Source organism: Serratia sp. JSRIV004 (assembly GCF_019968705.1).
Taxonomy (GTDB): Bacteria; Pseudomonadota; Gammaproteobacteria; order Enterobacterales; family Enterobacteriaceae; genus Chania; species Chania fonticola_B.
This window is the reverse complement of sequence record NZ_CP074140.1, coordinates 1,371,310-1,394,429: the sequence shown is the minus strand read 5'-3', so window position 1 is coordinate 1,394,429 and position 23,120 is coordinate 1,371,310. Positions and strand designations below refer to the sequence as shown.

21 protein-coding genes are annotated in these 23,120 nt (G+C 56.3%); 12 read left to right on the top strand and 9 right to left on the bottom strand.

The genetic code is table 11. The features are described 5' to 3' along the window. Positions 1-36: 36 nt before the first annotated feature. On the bottom strand, positions 37-1,236 hold the full coding sequence (gene mtnK, locus KGP21_RS06465; protein WP_223537556.1) for an S-methyl-5-thioribose kinase: 1,200 nt from the start codon (positions 1,234-1,236) through the stop codon (positions 37-39). Positions 1,237-1,379: 143 nt separating this feature from the next. On the opposite strand from mtnK, the gene mtnA reads away from it, so the two are divergent. Next, positions 1,380-2,408, top strand: coding sequence for an S-methyl-5-thioribose-1-phosphate isomerase (gene mtnA, locus KGP21_RS06460; protein ID WP_179253326.1), 1,029 nt, complete (start codon positions 1,380-1,382; stop codon positions 2,406-2,408). A gap of 11 nt (positions 2,409-2,419) precedes the next feature. On the opposite strand, the gene KGP21_RS06455 is transcribed toward mtnA, so the two are convergent. The 3 genes from KGP21_RS06455 to KGP21_RS06445 are packed head-to-tail and all read right to left on the bottom strand — an operon-like array spanning position 2,420 to position 4,259. After that, on the bottom strand, positions 2,420-2,962 hold the full coding sequence (locus KGP21_RS06455; protein ID WP_021805602.1) for an acireductone dioxygenase: 543 nt from the start codon (positions 2,960-2,962) through the stop codon (positions 2,420-2,422). Next, positions 2,962-3,648, bottom strand: a complete 687-nt coding sequence (gene mtnC, locus KGP21_RS06450) for an acireductone synthase (protein ID WP_021805603.1) — start codon at positions 3,646-3,648, stop codon at positions 2,962-2,964. The genes KGP21_RS06455 and mtnC overlap by 1 nt, the downstream gene beginning before the upstream one ends. Next, positions 3,645-4,259, bottom strand: coding sequence for a methylthioribulose 1-phosphate dehydratase (locus tag KGP21_RS06445; protein WP_021805604.1), 615 nt, complete (start codon positions 4,257-4,259; stop codon positions 3,645-3,647). The genes mtnC and KGP21_RS06445 overlap by 4 nt, the downstream gene beginning before the upstream one ends. Positions 4,260-4,364: 105 nt before the next feature. On the opposite strand from KGP21_RS06445, the gene KGP21_RS06440 reads away from it, so the two are divergent. Both KGP21_RS06440 and KGP21_RS06435 read left to right on the top strand, forming a co-directional pair. Then, positions 4,365-5,522, top strand: a complete 1,158-nt coding sequence (locus KGP21_RS06440) for a pyridoxal phosphate-dependent aminotransferase (RefSeq protein WP_094983023.1) — start codon at positions 4,365-4,367, stop codon at positions 5,520-5,522. Continuing rightward, complete coding sequence (locus KGP21_RS06435; RefSeq protein ID WP_179253329.1) at positions 5,510-6,283, top strand: amidohydrolase; 774 nt, start codon at positions 5,510-5,512, stop codon at positions 6,281-6,283. The genes KGP21_RS06440 and KGP21_RS06435 overlap by 13 nt, the downstream gene beginning before the upstream one ends. Here the strand turns inward: KGP21_RS06435 and hpxK are convergent. The 3 genes from hpxK to KGP21_RS06420 all read right to left on the bottom strand — a co-directional run bounded on the left by hpxK (position 6,226) and on the right by KGP21_RS06420 (position 9,817). Beyond that, complete coding sequence (hpxK, locus tag KGP21_RS06430) at positions 6,226-7,545, bottom strand: allantoate amidohydrolase (RefSeq protein ID WP_223538507.1); 1,320 nt, start codon at positions 7,543-7,545, stop codon at positions 6,226-6,228. The genes KGP21_RS06435 and hpxK overlap by 58 nt on opposite strands. Beyond that, positions 7,545-8,786, bottom strand: coding sequence for an alanine--glyoxylate aminotransferase family protein (locus KGP21_RS06425; RefSeq protein ID WP_209555177.1), 1,242 nt, complete (start codon positions 8,784-8,786; stop codon positions 7,545-7,547). Before KGP21_RS06425 ends, hpxK begins: the two co-directional genes overlap by 1 nt. Positions 8,787-8,977: 191 nt before the next feature. Beyond that, positions 8,978-9,817, bottom strand: a complete 840-nt coding sequence (locus tag KGP21_RS06420; protein ID WP_021181942.1) for a MurR/RpiR family transcriptional regulator — start codon at positions 9,815-9,817, stop codon at positions 8,978-8,980. Positions 9,818-9,995: 178 nt separating this feature from the next. Between KGP21_RS06420 and KGP21_RS06415 the strand changes: the two genes are divergently transcribed. Then, a complete protein-coding gene (locus KGP21_RS06415; protein ID WP_179249124.1) occupies positions 9,996-10,175 on the top strand; it encodes a transcriptional regulator in 180 nt (59 codons plus the stop codon). A gap of 191 nt (positions 10,176-10,366) precedes the next feature. Here the strand turns inward: KGP21_RS06415 and KGP21_RS06410 are convergent, their stop codons facing one another. Continuing rightward, positions 10,367-11,245, bottom strand: a complete 879-nt coding sequence (locus tag KGP21_RS06410; RefSeq protein ID WP_021805610.1) for a siderophore-interacting protein — start codon at positions 11,243-11,245, stop codon at positions 10,367-10,369. A 1-nt stretch (position 11,246) separates the two neighbouring features. Next, positions 11,247-12,473: an MFS transporter gene (locus KGP21_RS06405; RefSeq protein ID WP_115158555.1), complete on the bottom strand. Its 1,227-nt coding sequence runs from the start codon at positions 12,471-12,473 to the stop codon at positions 11,247-11,249. A 133-nt stretch (positions 12,474-12,606) separates the two neighbouring features. Between KGP21_RS06405 and KGP21_RS06400 the strand changes: the two genes are divergently transcribed. The 8 genes from KGP21_RS06400 to KGP21_RS06365 all read left to right on the top strand — a co-directional run bounded on the left by KGP21_RS06400 (position 12,607) and on the right by KGP21_RS06365 (position 23,106). Beyond that, the gene (locus tag KGP21_RS06400) at positions 12,607-14,337 is read left to right on the top strand and encodes an IucA/IucC family siderophore biosynthesis protein (RefSeq protein ID WP_223537554.1); all 1,731 of its coding nucleotides are present in this window, start codon (positions 12,607-12,609) and stop codon (positions 14,335-14,337) included. Next, the gene (locus KGP21_RS06395; protein ID WP_094983017.1) at positions 14,334-15,284 is read left to right on the top strand and encodes a GNAT family N-acetyltransferase; all 951 of its coding nucleotides are present in this window, start codon (positions 14,334-14,336) and stop codon (positions 15,282-15,284) included. The genes KGP21_RS06400 and KGP21_RS06395 overlap by 4 nt, the downstream gene beginning before the upstream one ends. Next, positions 15,281-17,029, top strand: a complete 1,749-nt coding sequence (iucC, locus tag KGP21_RS06390; protein WP_223537552.1) for an aerobactin synthase IucC — start codon at positions 15,281-15,283, stop codon at positions 17,027-17,029. Before KGP21_RS06395 ends, iucC begins: the two co-directional genes overlap by 4 nt. Continuing rightward, positions 17,026-18,351 (top strand): lysine N(6)-hydroxylase/L-ornithine N(5)-oxygenase family protein, encoded by a 1,326-nt coding sequence (locus KGP21_RS06385; RefSeq protein ID WP_094983015.1) that lies wholly within the window; start codon positions 17,026-17,028, stop codon positions 18,349-18,351. Before iucC ends, KGP21_RS06385 begins: the two co-directional genes overlap by 4 nt. A gap of 22 nt (positions 18,352-18,373) precedes the next feature. Continuing rightward, on the top strand, positions 18,374-20,569 hold the full coding sequence (locus KGP21_RS06380) for a TonB-dependent siderophore receptor (protein ID WP_166734218.1): 2,196 nt from the start codon (positions 18,374-18,376) through the stop codon (positions 20,567-20,569). 573 nt (positions 20,570-21,142) lie between these two features. Next, positions 21,143-21,598, top strand: a complete 456-nt coding sequence (locus KGP21_RS06375; RefSeq protein WP_051363696.1) for a helix-turn-helix domain-containing protein — start codon at positions 21,143-21,145, stop codon at positions 21,596-21,598. Positions 21,599-21,723: 125 nt separating this feature from the next. Beyond that, entirely contained in the window at positions 21,724-22,302 is a 579-nt protein-coding gene (locus tag KGP21_RS06370; RefSeq protein ID WP_223537551.1) for a fimbrial protein, read from the top strand. A gap of 18 nt (positions 22,303-22,320) precedes the next feature. Next, on the top strand, positions 22,321-23,106 hold the full coding sequence (locus KGP21_RS06365; protein ID WP_209552303.1) for a molecular chaperone: 786 nt from the start codon (positions 22,321-22,323) through the stop codon (positions 23,104-23,106). The last annotated feature ends 14 nt before the right edge of the window (positions 23,107-23,120 follow it).

Here is a 23,120-nt window from a genome sequence, read left to right as displayed (position 1 = left end):
AGGATCGTCCCTTTTTCATTGCAGATTCAGATTGGCTCAGCCATGTTGGCGGATACGGGCCAGCAAGGCATCGATGTGTTCTATGTGCGGCGCGTTGACGATCAGCGCGCGGCCCAGATTGAGGGCGTTGCGCTGACATTCGGCACGCATTTCCACATCGGTGATACTGTCCAGATCGGCCACGTGCGCCAGCCCGATAGTACGGCGTATCAGCTCCGTACCGCAGTAACCCACCGCATCCGTCCATACCTGTTGCAGGAACTGCTCGGCATAGCCCGGCAGCGCCAGCGTTGCATCACGACTATGTTGATGGCACAACGCCAGAAAGCGATCGGCAAAGATCAGCCACAGCTCACGCACATCCTGCAACCGCTGCTCACGCCCAGCCGCCGCATCACGCGGGCCAAACAGCCCAGGTAACCCGCAATAGTTCAGCAGCAGGTTGCCCAATGCAGTGCCAATATCAAAACCGATCGGCCCGTAAAAGCCGAACTCGGCGTCGATCGCCTTCAGCTTACCTTCCGCGACAAAGATCGAACCGCTGTGAATATCACCGTGCAGCAGCGCTTCGGCCTTGCTCAGGAAACGATGTTTCAGCCCGGCCACCGCCAACTTCAGCGCCGCGTCATTGCGTAGCGCCAGCACCTGCGGCAACAGCGCCTCGTCAAACTGATTACGTTCATGATCCTGGTAAGGATCGCTGAAAAACAGATCTTCGGTGATCTGGCACAGCTCCGGGTTGGTGAAACGGCTGACTTCGGCCTTTTTCTGCTGTGCGGTCTGGTAAAAATCAGAGGTGTGGAACAGCGTTTGCGCCAGGTATTCCGCCAGTTGCCCGGCAGCCAGCGGATAGTAACGCCCCTTCACCAGTTCGCTGCGCCAGATGTGATGGTCAGAGAGATCTTCTTGCACCATCACCGCCAGCTCAGGATCGTGATGCAGCACCTGCACCGTGTGGCGCGGGCACAGCGCCCCGTGGATCAGCAGCGTTTCCGCTTCGATACGCGCCCGATCCAGCGTCAACGGCCAGGATTCCCCCACGCAACGCACGTACGGCAGCGCCTGTTTGACAATCACCCGGCTGACGCCGTCAGCATCACGGATTTTAAACACCAGGTTCAGATTGCCATCGCCGATCTCGTCGGCGCTCACCAGCGCCTGTGGATCGGCCAGTTGACCATATTGGCGCGCGTATTCAACGGCATCGGCAGCAGTAAACGTACGATATTGTGACATCCCCCAACCCCTCTGTTCTTTCCCATAGCGATGATTTTTTTATTTTTAGCCGCAAAAGCGTTTGGACGTCTATACATCCGGATGTCATGTTGGCAGAATGGGTTCACAGATGCAATAAGAAACACACAAGGATTTAACCACTGATGCAAGCACTTAACACCACCAGCCTGAGCCTGCAAGACAACCGCCTCCAGATCCTCGACCAGCAAGCTTTGCCGCAGGAAACGTGCTGGCTGCCCTGCGACAGCGTGGACGAATTGGTTGGGCATATCCGCGCCCTGCGGGTGCGTGGCGCACCGTTGATCGGGCTGTCTGCCAGCCTGCTGCTCGCCCTGTTGGCCGAGCGTGGCCTGTCGCAGGCAGAGTTGGAGCAGGCATTACAGACGCTACGCGCCTCACGCCCGACCGCGGTGAACCTGATGAACAATCTGGATCGTATGAAGCAGGCTTTGGCACAACCAGATTGGGTGAGCGCGATGGCCGAAGAGGCGCTACGCCTGGTAGAGGAAGATCGGACCCTGTGCGATCGCATCGCCGATAACGGGGCCGAGTGGGTGAAACCGGGCAGTCGCCTGCTCACCCATTGCAACACCGGGGGACTGGCGACGGCGGGCGTGGGCACGGCGATTGGCGTTCTATTGCGAGCGCATCAGCAAGGCAAGATCGCCCAGGTTTGGGTCGATGAAACTCGTCCGTTGCTGCAAGGGGGCCGCCTTACCGCCTGGGAACTGGGTGAGCTGGGCATTCCTTACCGCTTGATCTGCGATTCCATGGCCGCCAGCCTGATGGCTACGGGCCAGGTCGATGCCGTCTGGGTAGGCGCAGACCGCATTGCGGCCAACGGTGACGTGGCCAATAAAATCGGCACTTACAGCCTGGCGGTGCTGGCCCATTACCACCGTATTCCGTTTTACGTGGCCGCCCCACACACCACGCACGATCCTCATTGCCCGAACGGTGCGGCCATTCCTATCGAACAGCGCGCGGCAGAGGAAGTGACGGGGGTCAGCGGTAGCTTTGGTTCCTGCCAGTGGGCACCGCTCAATGCGCCAACCTACAACCCGGCATTCGATGTCACACCAGCAGCATTAATCAGCGGCTGGGTGTTGGATAGCGGCGTCATTACGCCAGAGCAGGTTGCCGACGGCATTTTCCAACACGCATTGGCATAACCTTTTGCCCCTCAATCTAGCTTTGGATATGCCTCGGCAATCTGGTCGCCGGTGAAATGGGCCACCCAACCTTCCGGATTATCAAATACGCGGATGGCGGTGAAGTTGGGGGCCGAGCCCATATCAAACCAGTGGCGAGTATTGGCTGGCACCGAGATCAGATCGTTTTTCTCGCACAGGATTTGGAAGATTTTGCCTTCGAGATGCAGGCAAAACAGCCCCGCCCCTTCAACAAAGAAGCGCACTTCATCCTCGCCATGAGTATGCTCGGCCAGGAATTTTTCCCGCAGCACTTCACGCTGGGCGTTGTCCGGACGCATGCTGATCACATCCCAGCTCTGGTAGCCCTTTTCCGCCACCAGCCGGTCGATCTCATGCTGATAGGCGGCAATCACCGCTTCTGGCTGTGGGCTCTCGCCCAACTCACGATCGGCCTGCCAGCGCTCAAAACGTACGCCAATCTGCGCCAACTGCTGCTGAATAGCCTGTGCATCCTGGCTCTGCCATAACGGCTGCTGCGGCTCTTTATCGCTAAAAATGGTCAATCCACTCATTAGACAAACTCCCCTAACTCGATGTGATCAAAACGGTTAACCTGCTGGTGCTGGCTTTGTGGATCGGCAGCGTCACGGATCAGTTGGCAGGTATGCCAACCTGCCAGCCGCGCCGCGTCCAATTCCTGATGGATATCGGACAGGAACAACAGTTCAGTTGGCTCCAGGCCAATAGCCTTAGCGATATTCTGATACGACTGGCTTTCACGCTTGGCCCCCACGTGCGTATCAAAGTAACCGCTGAACAGCGGTTGCAGATCGCCCGCATCGCTGTAACCAAACAGCAGCTTTTGCGCTTCAACCGAGCCGGAAGAATAGACGAACAGTTTCAATCCTTGCTGCTGCCAAGCGGCCAGCTGTTCGGCCACCTCCGGGTAGAGATGCCCCTGAAAATCGCCGTTCAGGTAACCGCTGCGCCAGATAATGCCCTGCAAGGCCTTCAGCGCGGTCGATTTGCGATCTTCGTCCATAAAGCGATAAAGGGTGGTAATAAGCCGCTCATTATCGGCGTCCGGCTGCGCAATCTCTGCACGCAATGCCGCCAGCGGAGCCGCAACTTCGGCGTCGTTGGCATGGCTGCGGATAAACTCCCCCAGCCGCTCACGGGCATAGGGGAACAGCACCTGATGCACAAAGCGGATATCGCTGGTGGTGCCTTCAATATCGGTGACGATGGCGCGGATCATTTAGCCTCCAGTAAACGGCGTTGCAGTTCGCACTGGAACAAGAATTCCAGCCCTTCAAGGTGGCGGCGCGCTTCCTCCACCTGTTTGCCCCAGCAATACAAGCCGTGGCCGCGCACCAGAAAACCGTACTGCAAGGGCGTTACCTCGGCATATGCGGCAACACGCGCAGCCAGCGCCGGAATATCCTGGTCGTTATCAAAAATGGGGATGCTGACGCTGTCGAGATGGCTCTTCTGCCCGCTAAGGGATTTCTGCATTTCATACCCTTGCAGCACCAGCGCTTCACTTTTCTCCACGCGGGAAAGCACGGTGGCATTGACCGAATGGGTATGAAGGATGGCACCGACGGTGGGATAAAGGCGGTAGATCAACGTGTGCAGGCCGGTTTCCGCCGAAGGCGTACGGCCGCTGGGGACATGGTTGTTTGCCGTTTCCACCAGCAATAAATCCTGTTCGCTCAGGCTGCCCTTGTCTTTGCCGGACTCGGTTACCAGGCAATGTTGGGTATCAAGGCGCAGCGACATATTGCCGCCGGTTGCCGGGCACCAGCCTTTCTCACCGATCCAGTGGCAGGCGGCCAATAGGGCAGATAATTGCGGGTTTTCTGTCATTCCGTCTTGTTTCCTGATGGCTACGGACGTCTAAACGTCTTGATTGCTAAACATTAACATCGTGCTATATTATTCGCAACATAAGCGCCAGGAGAAAGAGCCTGAATGAGTACCGCACCTGTCCCAGCCAGCAAGTTACCCGACCTCGGCACCACCATTTTTACCCAGATGAGCGCTCTGGCGCAGCAGCATCAGGCGATTAACCTGTCGCAGGGCTTCCCGGATTTTGATGGCCCGGAGTATTTAAAACAGCGACTGAGCTGGCACGTCAGCCAGGGGGCAAACCAATACGCACCGATGACGGGCGCAGCGCCGCTGCGTGAGGCCATTGCGGAAAAAACCGCTCAGCTCTACGGCTGGCAACCCGATGCCAATAGTGAAGTGACCGTCACTGCGGGTGCAACCGAAGCGTTGTTCGCTGCAATCAGCGCCCTGGTACGCTCCGGCGATGAAGTGATTTGCTTCGACCCAAGCTACGACAGCTATGCGCCGGCGGTACAGCTTTCCGGCGGCGTTCTGAAACGCATTGCCCTGCAACCGCCAGCCTTCAAGGTCGATTGGCAACGGTTTGCCGAACAGCTTTCACCGCGCACGCGACTGGTGATCCTCAACACTCCGCAGAACCCCTCCGCCACGGCATGGTCGGCAGAGGATATGCAGCAGCTATGGGCCGCCATCGCCGATCGTGAAATCTATATCCTCAGCGATGAGGTTTACGAACATATCTGTTTTGCCAAAGGGGGGCACGCCAGCGTGCTGGCCCATCCGCAACTGCGTCAGCGGGCGATCGCCGTTTCCTCGTTTGGCAAAACCTTCCATATGACCGGCTGGAAAGTGGGTTATTGCGTGGCCCCGGCAACGTTAAGTGCCGAGGTGCGCAAGGTTCACCAGTATCTGACGTTCTCGGTCAACACCCCTGCCCAGTTAGCCTTGGCCGATATGCTGCGCAATGAGCCAGAACACTGGCAGCAGCTACCCGCGTTCTACCGAGCCAAACGCGATCGTTTTGTGCAGGCGTTAGCTAACAGCAGGCTGGAAATTCTGCCCTGTGAAGGCACTTACTTCTTGCTGGCCGATTACAGCGCCATTTCCGATCTGGATGACGTCGCCTTCTGCCATTGGCTGACCGAGCACGCAGGCGTGGCGGCGATCCCGCTGTCCGTTTTCTGTGCAGATCCTTTCCCCCATAAACTGATCCGGCTGTGCTTCGCGAAGCAAGATGCCACGCTGGATGCCGCTGCGGAGCGCCTATGTCGACTCTAAAAATCACCCTGTTGCAGCAACCGCTGGTCTGGCGCCAAGGTGAGGCCAATCTGCGCCATTTCGATGCCTTGTTGCCCTCAATGACCGGCCGCGATCTGATTGTACTGCCGGAAATGTTTACTACCGGCTTTGCGATGGATGCCGGGGAAAGCGCATTGCCTGAACAACAGGTGATCGACTGGTTACACACTTGGGCGGTGAAAACCAACGCCTTGGTGGGTGGCAGCGTAGCGTTGAAAACGGCCGAAGGGGCAGTTAACCGTTTCCTACTGGTGGAGCCCGGCGGCAAGGTGCATGGCTATGATAAACGCCATCTGTTCCGCATGGCTGGTGAACACCAACACTATCAGGCAGGGAAACAGCGCATCATTTTCGAATGGCGCGGCTGGCGTATCCTGCCGCAGATCTGCTATGACCTGCGCTTCCCGGTATGGTCACGCTATCAGCAAGATTACGATCTGGCCCTGTACGTTGCCAACTGGCCGGCGGCGCGCAGCATGCACTGGCAAACGCTGCTGGCAGCACGGGCGATTGAAAACCAGATTTACGTGGCGGGGTGCAACCGCGTGGGCGAGGACGGTAACGGCCTGAATTACAGCGGTGACAGCCTGATTATCAGCCCTCAGGGGGAACGGTTGGCCAGCGCAGAAGCGGGCCAGGCAGCGAGGCTGGATGCCGAGCTTTCGCTGGAAACGCTACAAACCTACCGCAACGCGTTCCCTGCCTGGCGTGATGCGGATGGCTTCCAACTGCATGACTGAGTAGGGGATATCGCGGGCCAATTCGCCACGATTTGGCAATAAGCCTGAACTGCCTGCGCTACGTCGCAGGGGGTTACAGCCTCATCAGGATGATGGCTGATCCCCCCAGCACAACGGACAAACAGCATCCCCACCGGCCAACGGGCGGCGACAGCAATGGCATCATGCCCCGCACCGCTAGGCAACATCGGGCTGCTCCCTTGTACCTGCACTACCGCGTCATACCAACGCTGCTGTAACTGAGGGTCACAAGCGGTAGCCGGTATACGGTAGAACTCCTCGCTGTCGAAGCCGACTCCGCGACGCGCGCCAATGTTCTGCGCATGTGCCAGTAATTCGGCCAGCAACGCGTCTAGCGGCACATCCTGCGGGCCACGCACGTCGAGGGATAACCTGACCTGCCCAGGGATCACATTAACAGCCCCCGGTAAGCTTTCGATCTGACCGACCGTGGCAACCACATGCGGATCGTATTCCATGGTGTGCCGCTCAACCGTGACCATCCATTCAGCGGCGGCAGCCAGCGCATCCTGGCGCTGCCCCATCGGCACGGTCCCTGCATGACCAGAATGTCCGGTAAAAGTACAGTTGAGGCGGCGCGCACCGTTAATCGCCGTGACCACTCCCAGAGCCTGACCGGCGGCCTCAAGACAAGGCCCTTGCTCAATATGCAGTTCGAGATAGGCGCAGATCGAGTCTTGTGCACGCTCGGCAGAACCCACAGCCGCAGGATCAAGGCCCACCTCACGCATAGCCTCGGCCACGCTGATGCCCTCAGCATCGGTACATGCCAGCCAATCCTCTGCCCACTGACCGGTGATCCCTTTACTGCCGAGCAAGGTAATGCCAAAACGGGTGCCCTCCTCGTCGGCAAAACCGATCACCTCGATCGCCTGTGGCAAACGCCGATTACGGCTATGCAACAAGGCGACAACTTCGAGCGCGGTCAAAACCCCCAGCATGCCATCGTAGCGCCCCGCGTTGCGCACCGTATCCAGATGAGAGCCCAGCAGCAGCGCCGGTGCGGCCGGTTGCCGCCCTTCGTAACGTCCGCAGATATTGCCCACGCCGTCTTGCCAGACCTCCATCCCCAGCTCACGCATCCAATTCCCAACCAGCTGGTTGGCGCGTAAATGTTCTGGGGAGAGATAAACCCGCGTCAGTTGGCCTGGCGTGCTGCTGATTGCCGCCAATTCGTCGCAGCGAGCCATCACTCTGGCCGCGGCTCGTTCCGCTTCCAGAGGGGTCAGCAGCATTGCCATCAGTTCTGCTCGGCCTGGTAAATGTTCCATGCTGCCTGCATAGCTTCACCTTGCCGGCTAACAAAACCGAGACGGTTGAGTACCGCTTCCAGCGCGGCCAACGTTTGCAGCACGCAGTCTTTCCGCGCGTTATACCCCATGGTGCCAATCCGCCAGATCTTGCCCTGCAACGGGCCAAACGAGGTGCCGATTTCGATGGCGAAGTCATTGAGCATCATCTGGCGTACCTGCTCGCCATGGATGCCCTGCGGGATCACCACGCCCAGCACGTTGTTCATCTTGTTGGCGATATCGCCAAATACCTCCAGACCCATCCCCTGAATGCCGGCCAACATCGCCGCGCCATTCAATTTATGGCGGGCAATAGCGTTATCCAGCCCCTCCTCCAGGATCACCCGAGCACATTCACGCGCAGCAAACAGCATGCTGGTGGCTTCCGTATGGTGATTCAGGCGCTCTGGCCCCCAGTAATCCATGATCATGCCGAGATCGAAATAGTTGGAGTAGATCATCTCGTCGTCCCCGTCTGCATGATCGACGGTACGGATCCCCTCTTCAACGCACTTACGACGGCGCACGATCTCTTCAAACTGCGGGCTAAGGGTGATTGGAGAACTGCCGGAAGGACCACCGAGGCATTTTTGCAGCCCTGCTGACACCGCATCTAAACCCCAGGCATCGGTTTCCAACTCGTTACCGGCGAACGAGGCGGTAGCATCGGTATAGAACAGGACGCCGTGGCGGCGGCAGATATCCCCCAATTCTGCCAGCGGTTGCAGCATGGTGGTGGAGGTATCTCCTTGCACCGTCAGCAATAGGCGTGGCCGTACTTTTTTGATCGCATCCTCGATCCGATCGGCACTGAATACTTCACCCCAAGGCGCTTCGATGGTATGCACTTCGGCACGGCAGCGGCGGGCGATTTCACACAACAGATGGCCAAAACGGCCAAATACCGGCACCAGCACTTTATCGCCAGGCCGAATGGCAGAGACCAGCATCGCCTCGATACCGGCACGCGAAGTCCCGTCTATCAGCATCGTCCAGCGGTTCTGCGTGCGGAACAGGGCGCGATACAGCTCCATCACCTGATTCATATAGCCGGTCATGGCCGGATCGTATTGGCCAATCAACTGGCTGGACATGGCACGCAGCACACGCGGATCGGCATTGATCGGCCCTGGGCCCATCAGTAGGCGGTGCGGTGGATTGATTTGATCGAATTGGTTGATAGCTAGCATGTTCATTCCTTGTCAACTTAATAACTTAGCCTGGAGATTGCTACGTCTGCGACCGGCCGGTTTTTTGTTATTGCTAGATTATCGTCAAGCGAGAAAGGATGAAACAAAAGATTCTTAAATTATTTATCTGCAACTAAAGAATCACCAGACGCAGCATGCAGCACCCGTTTAGCCGCGTGAAAACCAACGCTTCAGCGCTGCTCCAACTCCTCCAGATCGCTGAACAGATTGGCGACCTGATGAATACGCTGCCGCCCTTGCGACAACCTGTCATGCAGCAACGCATTGCTCAGCAGGCTCGCCAGGCTCATGGCGCTGGAGTAACTGTCAAACGCCGAGACGCTATCGAGCGGCGTCATCAAATGCCAGCTAGCCAACGGGATCAGCGCCTGGGCCTGTGGTTCGCAGATCAATAACGTTGGCACCTGCTTGATCTGCAACTGTTGCAATATCTCTCGCGCCAGGCGTGGACGGCGGCGAAACGCGACTACCACCACCATATCCTGTGGCCCCAGATCCACCAGATCTTCGGCCAAGGTCTGGCCCGGCTGCGGTATTAACAAAACCTGCTCACGTACCTGCATCAGTTGCTGGCGCAAATGCATCGCGACGGGATAACTGTTGCGCATCCCCAACAGCAGCAGCCGCCGGGATTGCCCCATGGCCGCGATCACCGCGCCAAACTGTGCCGCATCAATCTGCTGCACCCAGTGCGTCAGATTGGCCATTTCCTGCTGGTAATGGCGAGCCAGCAAGGTATTGCCCTGCACCGCGTCACGGTTCTCGGTCAATGGCATACCGCTTTGGCGCAGGGTGCGCAGCTCGTCACGCATTGCGCGATAGCTGGCATAGCCCAGGCGTTTGAACAAACGGCTGACCGTGGCCTTGGACACCCCGCTCAGGCGCGCCAACTCGGTGCTGTTATAGCTAATCAGGTCGTCAAAGTGATCGAAGATAAAGTCGGCCACCCGCTGCTCTTGAGGGGCCAATTGCGGATATTCGCTGCGCAGGCGCTCATCAATCTGTTTCATTGCCATGTTCCGCTGTAACTTTTGTTTCAGCGGAACATAGCACAGCAGCCAAAGCGGCTGCCAGCGTTGAAATCGGAATAACAATGACGCGATTATGCGTTGTTCATAAACCAGACAAAAACTGTTAAAACGATTTATTGTAGGCAATGAATTTGCCTCTCACGACTTAGGACGACTTATGGCGACGATAACCCCGATCAAAGTTGATGATGACCCCAGACAACGCTTGCATTTGGATCTGTTACAAGCATGGGAAACCTACCAAACCGAAGGTAACTTTCTGACAATGGAAGAAGCTGATCACTGGCTGGCTAAATTGGAGAATGGTGAGGACACAGAGATCCCGCTGATGGCATAGGCTGTAAGATAACGGTGTTTATACCGCGACACATTAAGCCTGAAACAGGTGGGAGTCATGCAGGTTAACCGACCGTTGAGCGCATGGATGCGCGATTCGAGCCCCCAGGGACGGGTTCACGGCGTGTCGGTGATCTGCATGACTTCCACCTGTAGCGCTATTAGACAAAGCAATTTAGTAGGCTCAGAAACTTAACACCAGTACGCCATAAAGTTCACCGTGGAACGGTCCAGATCGCGTTCGCCAATCAGGTAACGTCGCAACGTTTTCACCACCGAAGACTCAGCAGCCACCCAGGCGTAAAAGGTCTTAGCCCCTTCGGCACGCTCCCACAGCAAATCCCCGCCGAGGCTGTTTTCAGCCAGAGACTGCGCTTCAGCCCGTGCCGAGGCAGGGATGTTAACTCGCTGACGCACCGCCTCCACCAGCAGCGTGCCATGCAGTTGCTGATGCCCAACGTCCCGTGGCAGCCAGTAAACCTCGGCAAACGGGAAGTGCGCCATATCGAGGCAGTCCCCCGCTACCGGCACTTCGAAGAAAGCCTGCACACGCGGCGGGTTAACCAGCTGCGCCAACTGCTCGAGGATACCCATCGCCGCCGGCAGTGCCGTTTCATCGGCGATCAGCAGCGCCTGCCGGGTTTGCGCCGGAGGGGCCCACTCATAGCCGCCGCTGTCCTCAGCAAAATCGGCATTCGGCGCTACAGCCTGCAGTTTATCTCCCGCAACGGCATGCGTTGCCCAGGCAGAGGCCGGGCCATTAATGCCATGGAGCACGAACTCCACGTCCATTTCATTCTCAGCAGCACGCAATGCCCGCAACGTGTAGGTACGCATCACGGGCCGTTGCTCCTTCGGTATCGCCATGTAGTTACGGTACCAATCGTCGCTATTCGCCAACGGCTGGATCGGCCCTTCCGCTACCGGGAACAACAGCTTGATCCGCTGATCCGGGGCTTCCAACTTCATGCGCTGGACCTCTGGGCCGGTAAACACGCAGCGCAGCAGCGAGGGGGAAACGTTTTCCTTGTGCTTCAAGGTAAGATCAAAGATGCGATAGCTTGCGGACATATCACTCACTCTCCCGTGCAATGTCTGCCATTCGATGCTGGCACCATAGCCAGCTGCTAATGCCGCCCAACAGGACGGCGGCTACCAGTGCCGCCGCCACCAACTGCGACTCACCGTAAAATTTACTCACCACCGGCACCATCAGCGCGCTCGCGCCGTAGCCCAGCGTATGGCTGGTGGCGATCGCTCCCGCCCCTTTGCCGGTAGATAACTTATCGTTCAGCATCAGTTGATAGCCCGGCGTCGCCATCGCGGCCCCAAACGAAGCCAGCGCACAGCCAAGATAAAACAGCGCCAGCGGAGCGGTACACATCAGCCCCAAGCCAGCGATCATCAACCAAGCGGCAACCATCAGTAGCTGCGGCGGAGTAAGGCGCTGCGGTCGCACCACCAAAAACTGCGCCAACAACGTGCAACCTGCCGCCACGCTGAGCAATACCGCCACATGGTGGCTGACGGTCGTCGCCGAATGACTGAACAGCTGCTGCAAATGCGGAGCCAAGCCCAACTGCATCAGGCTGACACAGCCCGCCAGCAGCAACGCACACAATAAATAGGGCATCATCGTCAGCCGCAGGCGGTTTTGCTGATGTGCCACAGCAGGCAGCGGAGGATCGTTATGCTGGCGGCAGATCACCAACAGCGCGATCAACGGCGCAATCGCCATCAACCACAGCGGAGCCATCGGGTGCAAAGACAGCGCCAGGGCCGCACACAGCGGGCCAAGCAACCGGCCACAGCTCAGGCCGGAACTGATAGTGGCCAACGCCGCCATACGTTGTTCATACCCAGCGCGTTGCAGCGCCCAAGTCTGGCTGGCGGGCACCATGCCCGATACCGTCAGGCCGTAGATAATGCGCGCCACAATCAAGCCACCCAGCCCCGCCATTTCAGGCAGCCAGCCAGCAGCCAGCCCCCACACGGCCAAGGCCAATAACACAAAGCTGAGCAGGTAACCCGCCAGGGCCATAAGCACCACGTATTTACAGCCGCGAATTTCTGCCTGTCGCCCCCACCAGGGAGAGCCGACCAGAAATAACATCGATCCCAGCGTCAGCAAGCCAGCCCACACCGACAGCGAGAGCTGGGTCAGGCTGACCAACACGGGTAATGCGACCAGCAAGCCATTTTGCCCAATGCCCAATAGCCCGGCACAAAACGCCAGCGGCCAGTTTGAAGGAGAATCATTACCAATTGCAACGATTTTTGAACCCGAAAATAAGCGCATTAAGTAAAATAACCGTTAAAAAAATGATGTTTTTATGTGTAATTAATCAAAAAATTGTATCATGCGGTGATTGATAATAATAAGAACTATTGATATAAGAATCATTCTCAATCGCTCCAGAGTGACAAGGGTCATGACCATCCAGTTAGCAAGCGCAGCAACCGATGTGGCAGCGCAATGTTTCCTCAACGCACTAATGCGTGAAACCCGGGACTGGCACATCGTTCCGGCAACCGATAGCCAACAACCTCAGCTACATCTCCCACTTTCGGATAGCCAGTTCATTCGCATTCCATTACGGCACATCTCGCCAACCCAACATCATCAATATCAGTTCCCCGCCAGCCTGAATGGCAACGGTGAAGCGCTGAGTTTTGAGCGGTTGGTTACGTTGTTGCTGGCCAAACCGTCGATAAAAGGCCATCTGAGTGAGGAGGTTTTGGCACGCTTTCGCCAGCGAGTGCTGGAAAGTCATGACAATACCCAACAGGCGATCGCCATCCGGCTGGACTGGCCAAAGCTACGTGACCAGCCGCTGAATTTTGCCCAGGCAGAACAGGGGTTATTAGCTGGCCATGCCTTCCACCCGGCTCCGAAATCCCATGAGCCCTTCGATCAGCAGCAGGCACAGCGCTATCTGCCAGATTTCGCAGGCAGCTTCCCCCTACGCTGGTTTGCGGTAGATAAACACCACCTGTGTGGTGACAGCCTGGATCTAACGTTACAGCAGCGCCTGCAGCGCTTTGCCGCAGAAAGCGCGCCGCAGTTGTTAGGCCATTTTACCGATGACGTCTGGCTGCTGCCGATGCATCCGTGGCAGGCCGATTATCTGCTGGCACAAAGCTGGTGCCGCGAGTTGGTCGAACAGCACAAGCTGAGCGATCTGGGTGAGGCCGGTGAGCGTTGGCTGCCAACCAGCTCTTCACGTTCGCTGTATCACGCGGGCAGCCGCGACATGATCAAGTTTTCCCTTAGCGTACGGCTAACCAACTCGGTGCGTACCCTGTCGGTCAAAGAAGTGAAGCGTGGCATGCGTCTGGCACGCCTGGCACAGACCTCCCGCTGGCAGGAGTTGCAAGCTCGTTATCCAACGATGCGTGTGATGCAGGAAGATGGCTGGGCCGGGTTACGTTCCGCAGACGGCACGATCCAGGAAGAGAGCCTGATGGCGCTGCGCGATAACCTGCTGTTCGGCCAGGCACAGAACCAAACCAACGTGTTGGTTACCCTGACACAGGCAGCGCCAGACGGTGGCGATAGCCTGTTAGCCGCGGCAGTGCGCCGCCTGGCTGCCCGCCTGAACTTACCGTTGCAGCAGGCCGCCCATTGCTGGCTGGAAGCTTACTGCCAGCAGGTGCTGCTACCGCTGTTCAGCGCCGAAGCCGACTACGGCCTGGTGTTGCTGGCCCATCAGCAAAACATTCTGGTGGAAATGCAGCAGGACTTGCCGGTAGGCATGCTGTACCGCGATTGTCAGGGCAGCGGCTTTACCCGCGATGCCACGCCTTGGTTGGATGAAATCGGCGAAGCCGAAGCGGAGAACCGCTTTAGCGAGCAGCAGCTGTTGCGCTACTTCCCTTACTACCTGCTGGTGAACTCTACGTTGGCCGTGACCGCCGCAATGGCGGCAGCAGGGTTCGACAGTGAAGAGAGCCTGATGAGACGAGTACGGGATGCGTTAACCACGCTGCGTTACACGGCGAAAAATACCCGCTGCCTGGACTATGTGCTCGACAGCCAACATTGGAACTGCAAGGGCAACTTCTTCTGCTATCTGCACGATCACAATGAGAACACCATTGTCGATCCGGCGGTGATCTACTTTGATTTCACCAATCCGCTGCGCGTGGAGGCCGCCCAATGATGCCCGTTGCCAAGATAGTTCACGCCACCAGCGGATTCCGCTGCGAACTGCTGGGGAAAAACCTGTCCCTTAGCCTGGGATTGGACGGCAGCGCTGCGTTGCATTATCCAGGCTCACTACCGGCAGGCTGGTTGATCCAGGCATTAGATCAGTTGCTGATCGCGGCTCCACAGCTGAGCGGCATTGCCCTGCCCTATGCCGAATGGCGCGAGGAACCACAGGCTCTGGCACTGTTCGCCCAGGCCTGCGGTGATTACCTGGCCCGTGAAACCTTCTATCAGTTGCCGCTGTGGCTGATCGCCGAACGCCAAACCGCTGGCGGCCAGATGCAATACGACGCCGAGCGCGAGCTGTGGTTCCCGCAGCGCCCTGCCAGACCTAGCGGTGAGGTTTATCGCCGCTACGATCCACAAATCAAGCGCAGCTTGAGTTTCCGTTTGCCCGAAGTGGAACGCGACGCCGAGCAGTTCACCCGTTGGATGAACTCCCCCCGCGTTGACGCCTTCTGGGAAATGAGTGGTCCGCTCGAGGTTCAGGCCGCCTATTTACAGCGCCAGTTGGATTCCAGCTATTGCTACCCGCTGCTGGGCTGCTTTGACGACCAGCCGTTTGGCTATTTCGAAGTTTACTGGGCACCCGAAGATCGCATTGGCCGCCACTATCGCTGGCAGCCGTTCGATCGCGGCCTGCACATGCTGGTCGGTGAAGAGGACTGGCGTGGCGCGCAGTACATCCGCAGCTGGCTACGTGGCCTGACCCACTATTTATACCTGGATGAACCCCGCACCACTCGCGTCGTGGCCGAGCCACGCGCAGACAATCAGCGGCTGTTCCGCCATCTGCCCACCGCTGGCTACCACACGCTGAAAGAGTTTGATTTCCCGCACAAACGTTCACGGCTGATCGTGAACCAGCGTGATGACTTCTTCCGTGAGGGACAGGTATGAGCCGCCACGATTACGCCGATTGGCAACGCGTTAACCTGCAGATGACCGCAAAAATCCTGGCGGAACTGGAGTACGAGCGCACCTTGCAGGCCGAGGAACACGGCGGCCAATGGCAAATAGCCCTCGGTGACGCGACTTACAGCTTTAACGCCAAACGCGGGATCTGGGGTTGGTTGCACATCGACGCCAACAGCCTGAGCTGCGATCGCCTGCCGCTGGCCGCCGATCAAACGCTGCGGCAGCTGGCGCAGGTGCTGAAGATGGACGACGCACAGATCGCCGAACATTTGGAAGATCTGTACGCCACCCTACGCGGTGACATGCAGTTACTCACCGCTCGCCACGGGATGAGCGCCAACGCTCTGATTGCGCTGGATGCCGACGCGCTGCAATGCCTGCTGGCAGGCCACCCGAAGTTCGTCTTCAACAAGGGGCGCCGTGGCTGGGGGCTGACGGCGCTGCAACAATATGCGCCAGAATATCAGGGCCAGTTCCAGCTGCACTGGGTGGCCGCCAAACGCAGCAGCTTTGTCTGGTGCATTGACGAGGACTTCCCGCTAGAAAACTTGCTCAACAGCGCGATGGACAGCGGGGAACGCCAACGCTTTGACCGCCGTTGGCACGACCTGAAGTTGGACAACGACTGGCTGCCGGTGCCGCTGCACCCATGGCAATGGCAGCAAAAAATTGCGCTGCATTTCCTGCCACAACTGGCCAGCGGTGAACTGGTTGAGCTGGGCGAGTTTGGCGATCGCTATCTGGCTCAGCAGTCCCTGCGCACCTTGACCAATACCAGCCGCCGGGTGCCCTTCGATATCAAGCTGCCGCTGACCATTTACAACACCTCCTGCTATCGCGGCATTCCGGGCAAGTACATCAGCGCCGGGCCTGCGGCTTCACGCTGGTTACAGCAGATTTTCGCCGGTGACAGCACCTTGCAGGCCAGCGGCGCCCAGATCCTGGGTGAACCGGCGGCGGGCTATCTGGCCCACCCAACCTACGGCGCGCTGCCCAAGGCTCCCTACCGTTATCAGGAAATGCTCGGGGTGATCTGGCGTGAAAACCCGTCCTGTTATCTGCAACCGGACGAGCAGGCGATCCTGATGGCAACGCTGATGGAAACCGACAATCAGGGTGAGCCGCTGATTGCCGCCTATATTGCCCGTTCCGGCCTGAGCGCAGAGGCGTGGCTGACCCAAATGTTCCAAGCGGTGGTGCTGCCGATGTACCACCTGATGTGCTGCTACGGGGTGGCACTGATCGCCCATGGCCAGAACATCACGCTGGTGATGAAAGACCATGTGCCGCAACGGGTGCTGCTAAAAGATTTCCAGGGCGATATGCGCCTGGTGGATCAGGACTTCCCACAGGCCGCGTCAATGCCGCAGGTGGTAAAAGACGTCACGGTGCGCCTGCCTGCCGACTATCTGATCCATGACCTGCAAACCGGGCACTTCGTCACCGTGCTGCGTTTCATTTCGCCGCTGATGAGCGGCTGCGGCATAAGCGAACCGCGTTTCTATCAAGTGCTGGCACAGGTGCTGGAGCGCTATATGGCGCAGCATCCGCAGCTGGCCGACCGCTTTGCCCTGTTCGACCTTTTCAAGCCACAGATTATTCGCGTGGTACTCAACCCGGTGAAACTCACCTATTCAGAGCAGGATGGCGGCAGCCGTATGTTGCCGAACTACCTGCAAGATCTGGATAACCCTCTTTATTTGGTCTCCAAGGAGTTTGCCCAATGAATCAGCCTCTGGATTTCATCGGCATCGGCGTCGGCCCATTCAATCTGAGCATTGCAGCACTCGGCAGTGAGGTTACCGGCTTTAACAGCAAGTTTTTCGAACGCAAACCGCACTTCTCCTGGCACCCGGGCATGATGGTGCCGGACTGCCATATGCAGACCAGTTTCCTCAAGGATCTGGTCAGCGCGGTTTCGCCGACCAACCCGTACAGTTTTCTCAACTACCTGGTGAAAAGGAAGAAGTTCTACCGCTTCCTGACCACCGAGCAGCGCACGGTCTCCCGCGAAGAGTTCGCCGACTATCTCGATTGGGCGGCTAACGGGCTGGAGACGCTCGAGTTCAGCCAAGATATCCGCAGCGTGGATTTTGACGACCAGCAACGCCAATTTGTTGTCACCACCCAGCGTGATGTCTACCGGGCTCGCCATCTCTGCTTGGGGATAGGCAAACGCCCCAAGCTGCCGGACTGCGTCAGCGAGCAGAACGATCGCTGCTTCCATGCCAGCGAAATGAGCCTGCGTAACCCGGATCTTACCGGCAAACGCGTCACCGTTATCGGCGGCGGCCAAAGCGGTGCCGATCTGTTTTTGAATATTTTCCGCGCCGAGTGGGGCCAGCCCAAGCAGTTGAACTGGATCTCGCGCCGCAACAATTACAACGCGCTGGATGAGGCCGCCTTCGCCAATGAATACTTCACGCCAGAATATGTAGAAAGCTTCTACACCCTGAGCGACAGCGCCAAACAGCGCATGCTGACCGAGCAGAAAATGACGTCGGACGGCATCACCAGCGGATCGCTGCTGGCGATTTACCGGGCGATGTATCACCGCTTTGAAGTGTTACGTGAAAAGCCTTGGGCCCACCTGCTGCCTAGCCGTTCATTGGCCGCGATGCACGCATCCGGCAATGGCTATCAGTTGGTCACCCATCACCATCTCGATCAGGGCAAGGAAACCTTCGACTGCGACGTGGTGATCTTCGCCACCGGTTATCAGCAAGACCGCCCGGCGTTTCTCGCACCGCTAGCCAATCGCCTGTTGACCACGGCGAACGATGAGTATCGCATCACGCCGGATTTCACCCTGGAATGGCAGGGTCCGAGCGAAAACTGTCTGTTTGCCGTCAACGCCGGCATGCACAGTCATGGCATTGCCGAACCCCAGCTCAGCCTGATGGCCTGGCGTTCGGCCCGTATTCTCAACCGGGCATTAGGACGCGACCAGTTCGACTTAACGTCCACCCCGGCTGTGATCCAATGGCGTAGCCAGCAGGCAGCGGTCACCGCCCAAACTGCACACGACGCCATCTTTAACTTTAACTAACCATGGAAACGTTTGAACAACAATGAAACGCAGACACCTCTGGGTACTAAACCCTTGCCTGTTGGCCATGCTCGCACCAACAGCCTGGGCAGAAGAACAAAAAAATGATGACCAACTGGTGGTTTCCGCCAGCCGCTCTCACCGCAGCGTAGCGGAAATGGCCCAGACCACCTGGGTGATCGAAGGCCAGGAAATTGAGCAGCAGGTGCAGGGCGGTAAAGAGATCAAGGATGTGCTATCGCAGCTGATCCCGGGCATGGACGTCAGCAGCCAGGGCCGTACCAACTACGGCATGAACCTGCGTGGCCGCTCGATGATGGTGATGATCGACGGCGTGCGCCTGAACTCATCGCGCAGCGACAGCCGCCAGCTAGATTCAATCGATCCGTTCAACATCGCCCATATTGAGGTGATTTCCGGGGCTACCTCGCTGTACGGCGGCGGCAGCACCGGTGGCCTGGTCAACATTGTGACCAAGAAGGGCCAGGAAGAAAAACAGGTTGAGCTGCAGCTTGGCGGTAAAACCGGCTTTAACAGCAGCAGCGATCACGATGAAAACGTGGCGGCAGCGGTCAGCGGCGGCACCGATAAGGCTTTCGGGCGCCTGTCGGTTTCCTATCAGCGTTACGGCGGCTGGTATGACGGCAAAGGCGACGAGGTGCTGATCGACAACACCCAAACCGGCCTGCAATATTCCGATCGTATTGACCTGATGGGCACCGGCACCATCAACATCGACGATCACCAGCAGTTGCAGCTGACCACGCAATATTTCAACAGTGAGTCAGACGGTAAGCACGGCCTGTATCTGGGGCAAAACTTCTCGGCGGTGACCGGCAAGGGGCAAGCCTACAACAGCGGTAATCTGGATTCGGATCGCATTCCAGGCACCGAGCGCCATTTGATCAACCTGCAATACTCCAACACCGATTTCTGGGGCCAGGATCTGGTGGCGCAGGTGTATTATCGTGATGAATCGCTGACCTTCTATCCGTTCCCGACCCTGAGTGGCGGCAAGGTAACCAGCATCGGCGCTTCGCAACAGAAAACCGACTTCTACGGCGGCAAGCTGACCCTGAACAGCAAACCGATCGATAGCCTGACGCTGACCTACGGCTTTGATGCCGACCATGAAAGCTTCAATGCCAACCAGCAGTTCTTCAATCTGGCGCAGGCCCAGCAGTCTGGCGGTATGACGCTGCAAAATGCCTACAACGTCGGCCGCTATCCGAGCTATACCACTACCAATCTGGCACCGTTCATGCAGGCCAGCTACGACATCGATCCGATGTTTACCCTGAGCGGCGGCGTGCGCTACCAGTACACCGAAAACAAGGTGGATGATTTTGTTGGCTACGCACAGCAACAAGGGATCGCCAACGGCCTGGCGACCTCTGCCGATGCCGTGCCGGGCGGTAAAACCGACTACAATAACGCGCTGTTCAACGCCGGTTTGCTGGCCCATCTGACAGAACGCCAGCAGACCTGGTTCAACTTCTCACAAGGGTTTGAGATCCCGGATCTGGCCAAGTATTACGGCTCCGGCACCTATAAGCTGGTGAATGGCCACTATCAGCTGCAAAAAAGTGTCAACGTCAATGACTCCAAGCTGGACGGCATCAAGGTTGACTCCTACGAGCTGGGCTGGCGCTACAATGGCGACAATCTGCGTACCCAGGTTGCGGCCTACTATTCCCTGTCAGACAAGACCATCACCATCAACAAAACCGACATGACCATCAACATGAATGCTGACAAACGTCGGATTTATGGCATGGAAGGCGCGGTGGACTACTTCTTCGACGACAGCGAATGGAGCACCGGTGCCACCTTCAACCTGATCAAGTCGGAAACCAAGACCGATGGCAAATGGGAGAAGTTGACCGTCGACACCGCCAGCCCGTCGAAAGCCACCGCCTACGTCAACTGGGCACCGGGTGACTGGACGGTGCGCGTGCAGTCGCAGCAGACCTTCGACGTTTCCGACAGCCAGGGCCGCAAGCTCGACGGCTATAACACCATTGACGTCCTCAGCAGCTATGCCCTGCCGGTCGGCAAGGTCAGCTTCAGCGTAGAGAACCTGTTGGACAAAGACTACACCACCGTGTGGGGCCAACGTGCGCCAATCCTGTATAGCCCAACCTACGGCGCGCCGGAGTTGTACAGCTATAAAGGCCGTGGCCGCACCTTTGGTTTGAACTACTCAGTGCTGTTCTAAGACCTCTCCGATATCACCAGGCCGAATTCCTCTATTCGGCCTGCTTCTCATCCGTACAAAGGCTGCAAGCCCCTTGAATACTAAAATCATAAATAAAAAAACATAGATATGTTCAACATCTATACACACCTGTTATTATTGCGATTTATCCTACTTGCGAATGGCAAGAATAAAATATAAGATAAAAAGTCATTAGGATTCCTCCGAATACAAAATCCGTCAGTTTCGCAGACTATTTCAACTTGACTTCACTCCGCGACTTTTAAAAGAAAAAACAAAAACAATAGGCAATAACGCCACCAAAACAGCATATTATGCTTATGCATTAAATTCCCTACAGTAATAACATTAAATATCAAAATACAACCAATAAACAGACAAAAACAAAAGAAAATATCAAAAAACAGCCAATAACAAGATTTAAATTCTTTTTATTTCGGTTATTTTTTTATTCTTATGAATTGACATTAAGTCTTCAGGCAATAATATATAAAGCCAATGTGTGGAAATGACAGTTCCAATTAACGAAGTCAGAGCCAGACAGTTTTAGCAGCGGATGCGGCGGAGTTGATAATGGATGATACGATTCAAATTAAATATGTAGCAACCCCTATCACCAAGACGAGTGAGAGTGGGTTATTACTTTTTGGCTACATCATCAATGATGAGTATCAGGTAGATATCAAATCGGGTTCCGTAATCAAACTCTATAACACGATAGAGTACCACCAGCATGGTGACGACCGATTTACCAACTATCTAAAACTGCGTGAAACAATGCTGCGCTTACTGATATATCTATTGGCACACGCCAACTGTGGCTATGTTTCCAACCAGGAGTTACTGGTACAGGTTTGGGAGAATTATAACCTCTCCTCTTCAACCACCAGATTGACCCAAGTTATTTCCGAGCTTAGGGCGAGGTTAAGTAAAATTGGTATCGCCGATGACTTTATTAAAAGCTCGCGAGGAAAAGGATATACCTTACGTGGGGCGTCTGTAACTCCGCTGTATATAAAAAAAATATGATTTGATTGTTTATCACCGCCAAAAAAGGGAACAGTATTTTCACTGCCATAGTGAAATGACGGCTCTGTTGTTACTCCATGTAACGTTCAGAGTATTTTAAGGATAATTAACAAGGATCATATGCAATGAAAAAAACCACATTAGTAGTGGCTCTCTCACTGGCTATCGGCGGCTTTGCCGCAGTTCCGGCTTCTGCCGCCATCACCGTAGCGGGTGGTAATATCAATTTCACCGGTGAAGTCACTGACGCAACCTGCCTGATCAACGACCAGACGCCAAATGGTGCTGTCGATCTGAACGTGCCTTTGGAAACGGTCAGTGCCAGTGAATTAAGCTTTGCCGGTGCCACAGCCAAGCCTGCGCCGTTTACCATCAAACTGGGCGGCCCTTCTGATTTAAACTGCACCGACGGCAAGATTGCTTCAGTGTATTTCGAGCCAACCAGCCCGGCTATCGATAATGCGACTGGTTGGTTGAAAAACACTTCAGCAACCGATCCTGCAACCAATGTTCAGATACAAATCCTGAACGGCGAAACCAACAGCCCGATCAACCTGGTATCCGGCAATAATAACCATGCGCCGAAAACCATCGTCAATCAAACTGCCGAATATACCTACTTTGGCCAGTATGTTGCTGTGGGTGGCGCGGCAGGCCCAGGCCAAGTTGCCTCTACGGTTAAATACAGCATCGTTTATCAATAAAACCTGACTGAATAGGTTATGGCTCTGTTACCACAGGGCCATATTTGCCACGTCTATACTGACGAGATTGTTATGCGCTTGATTAAAAAATATTGGCTACTGCTATCGCTGTTAAGCGGATTTTTTTCCTCCTCCTTGCATGCCGGTATCGTCATATCTGGTACGCGCGTGATCTACCCAAGTGATGCCAAAGAAGTCACCCTGAAGCTGGAAAATAAAAGCCGTTTTCCGCTATTGGTTCAATCCTGGATAGATGCAGGCGATGCGAATTCAGCCCCTGAGGACAGCGATGTTCCTTTTATAATCATGCCACCGGTTTCACGAGTTGAGCCCGCCAAGACGCAAACCTTACGTATTACCTCAACGCCGTTGGTAAGCCACGCCACCGACCGCGAGACGCTATATTGGATCAACGTACTTGAAGTCCCTCCCCAGTCGAAAGGGGATCAGAATTACCTCTCCATCGCCTATCGCAACCGCCTGAAGGTATTTTACCGCCCTTCCACGTTGCCAGGGCTGTCACTGGAAACCATGGATAAGGTGAGTTGGCAACGGCAAGGGGAAAAATTGTTCGCTAAAAACCCCACGCCATACCATATCAGCTATGCCTCCGTGCAATTATCTGGCTATGGCATCGCCTCGGTAGCCGGCACTGATGGCGGCATGATCGCCCCCTTCTCTGAGCAAACCTTTCAACTAAAACGCGATAACAAGGTTATTGCGGCGCCACCAAATAGCGTAATCACCAAGGCGATTAATGACTATGGGGCTTTTATTGAAAAAACATACCCGTTAGGCCGCTGACATCACCCTTTTTC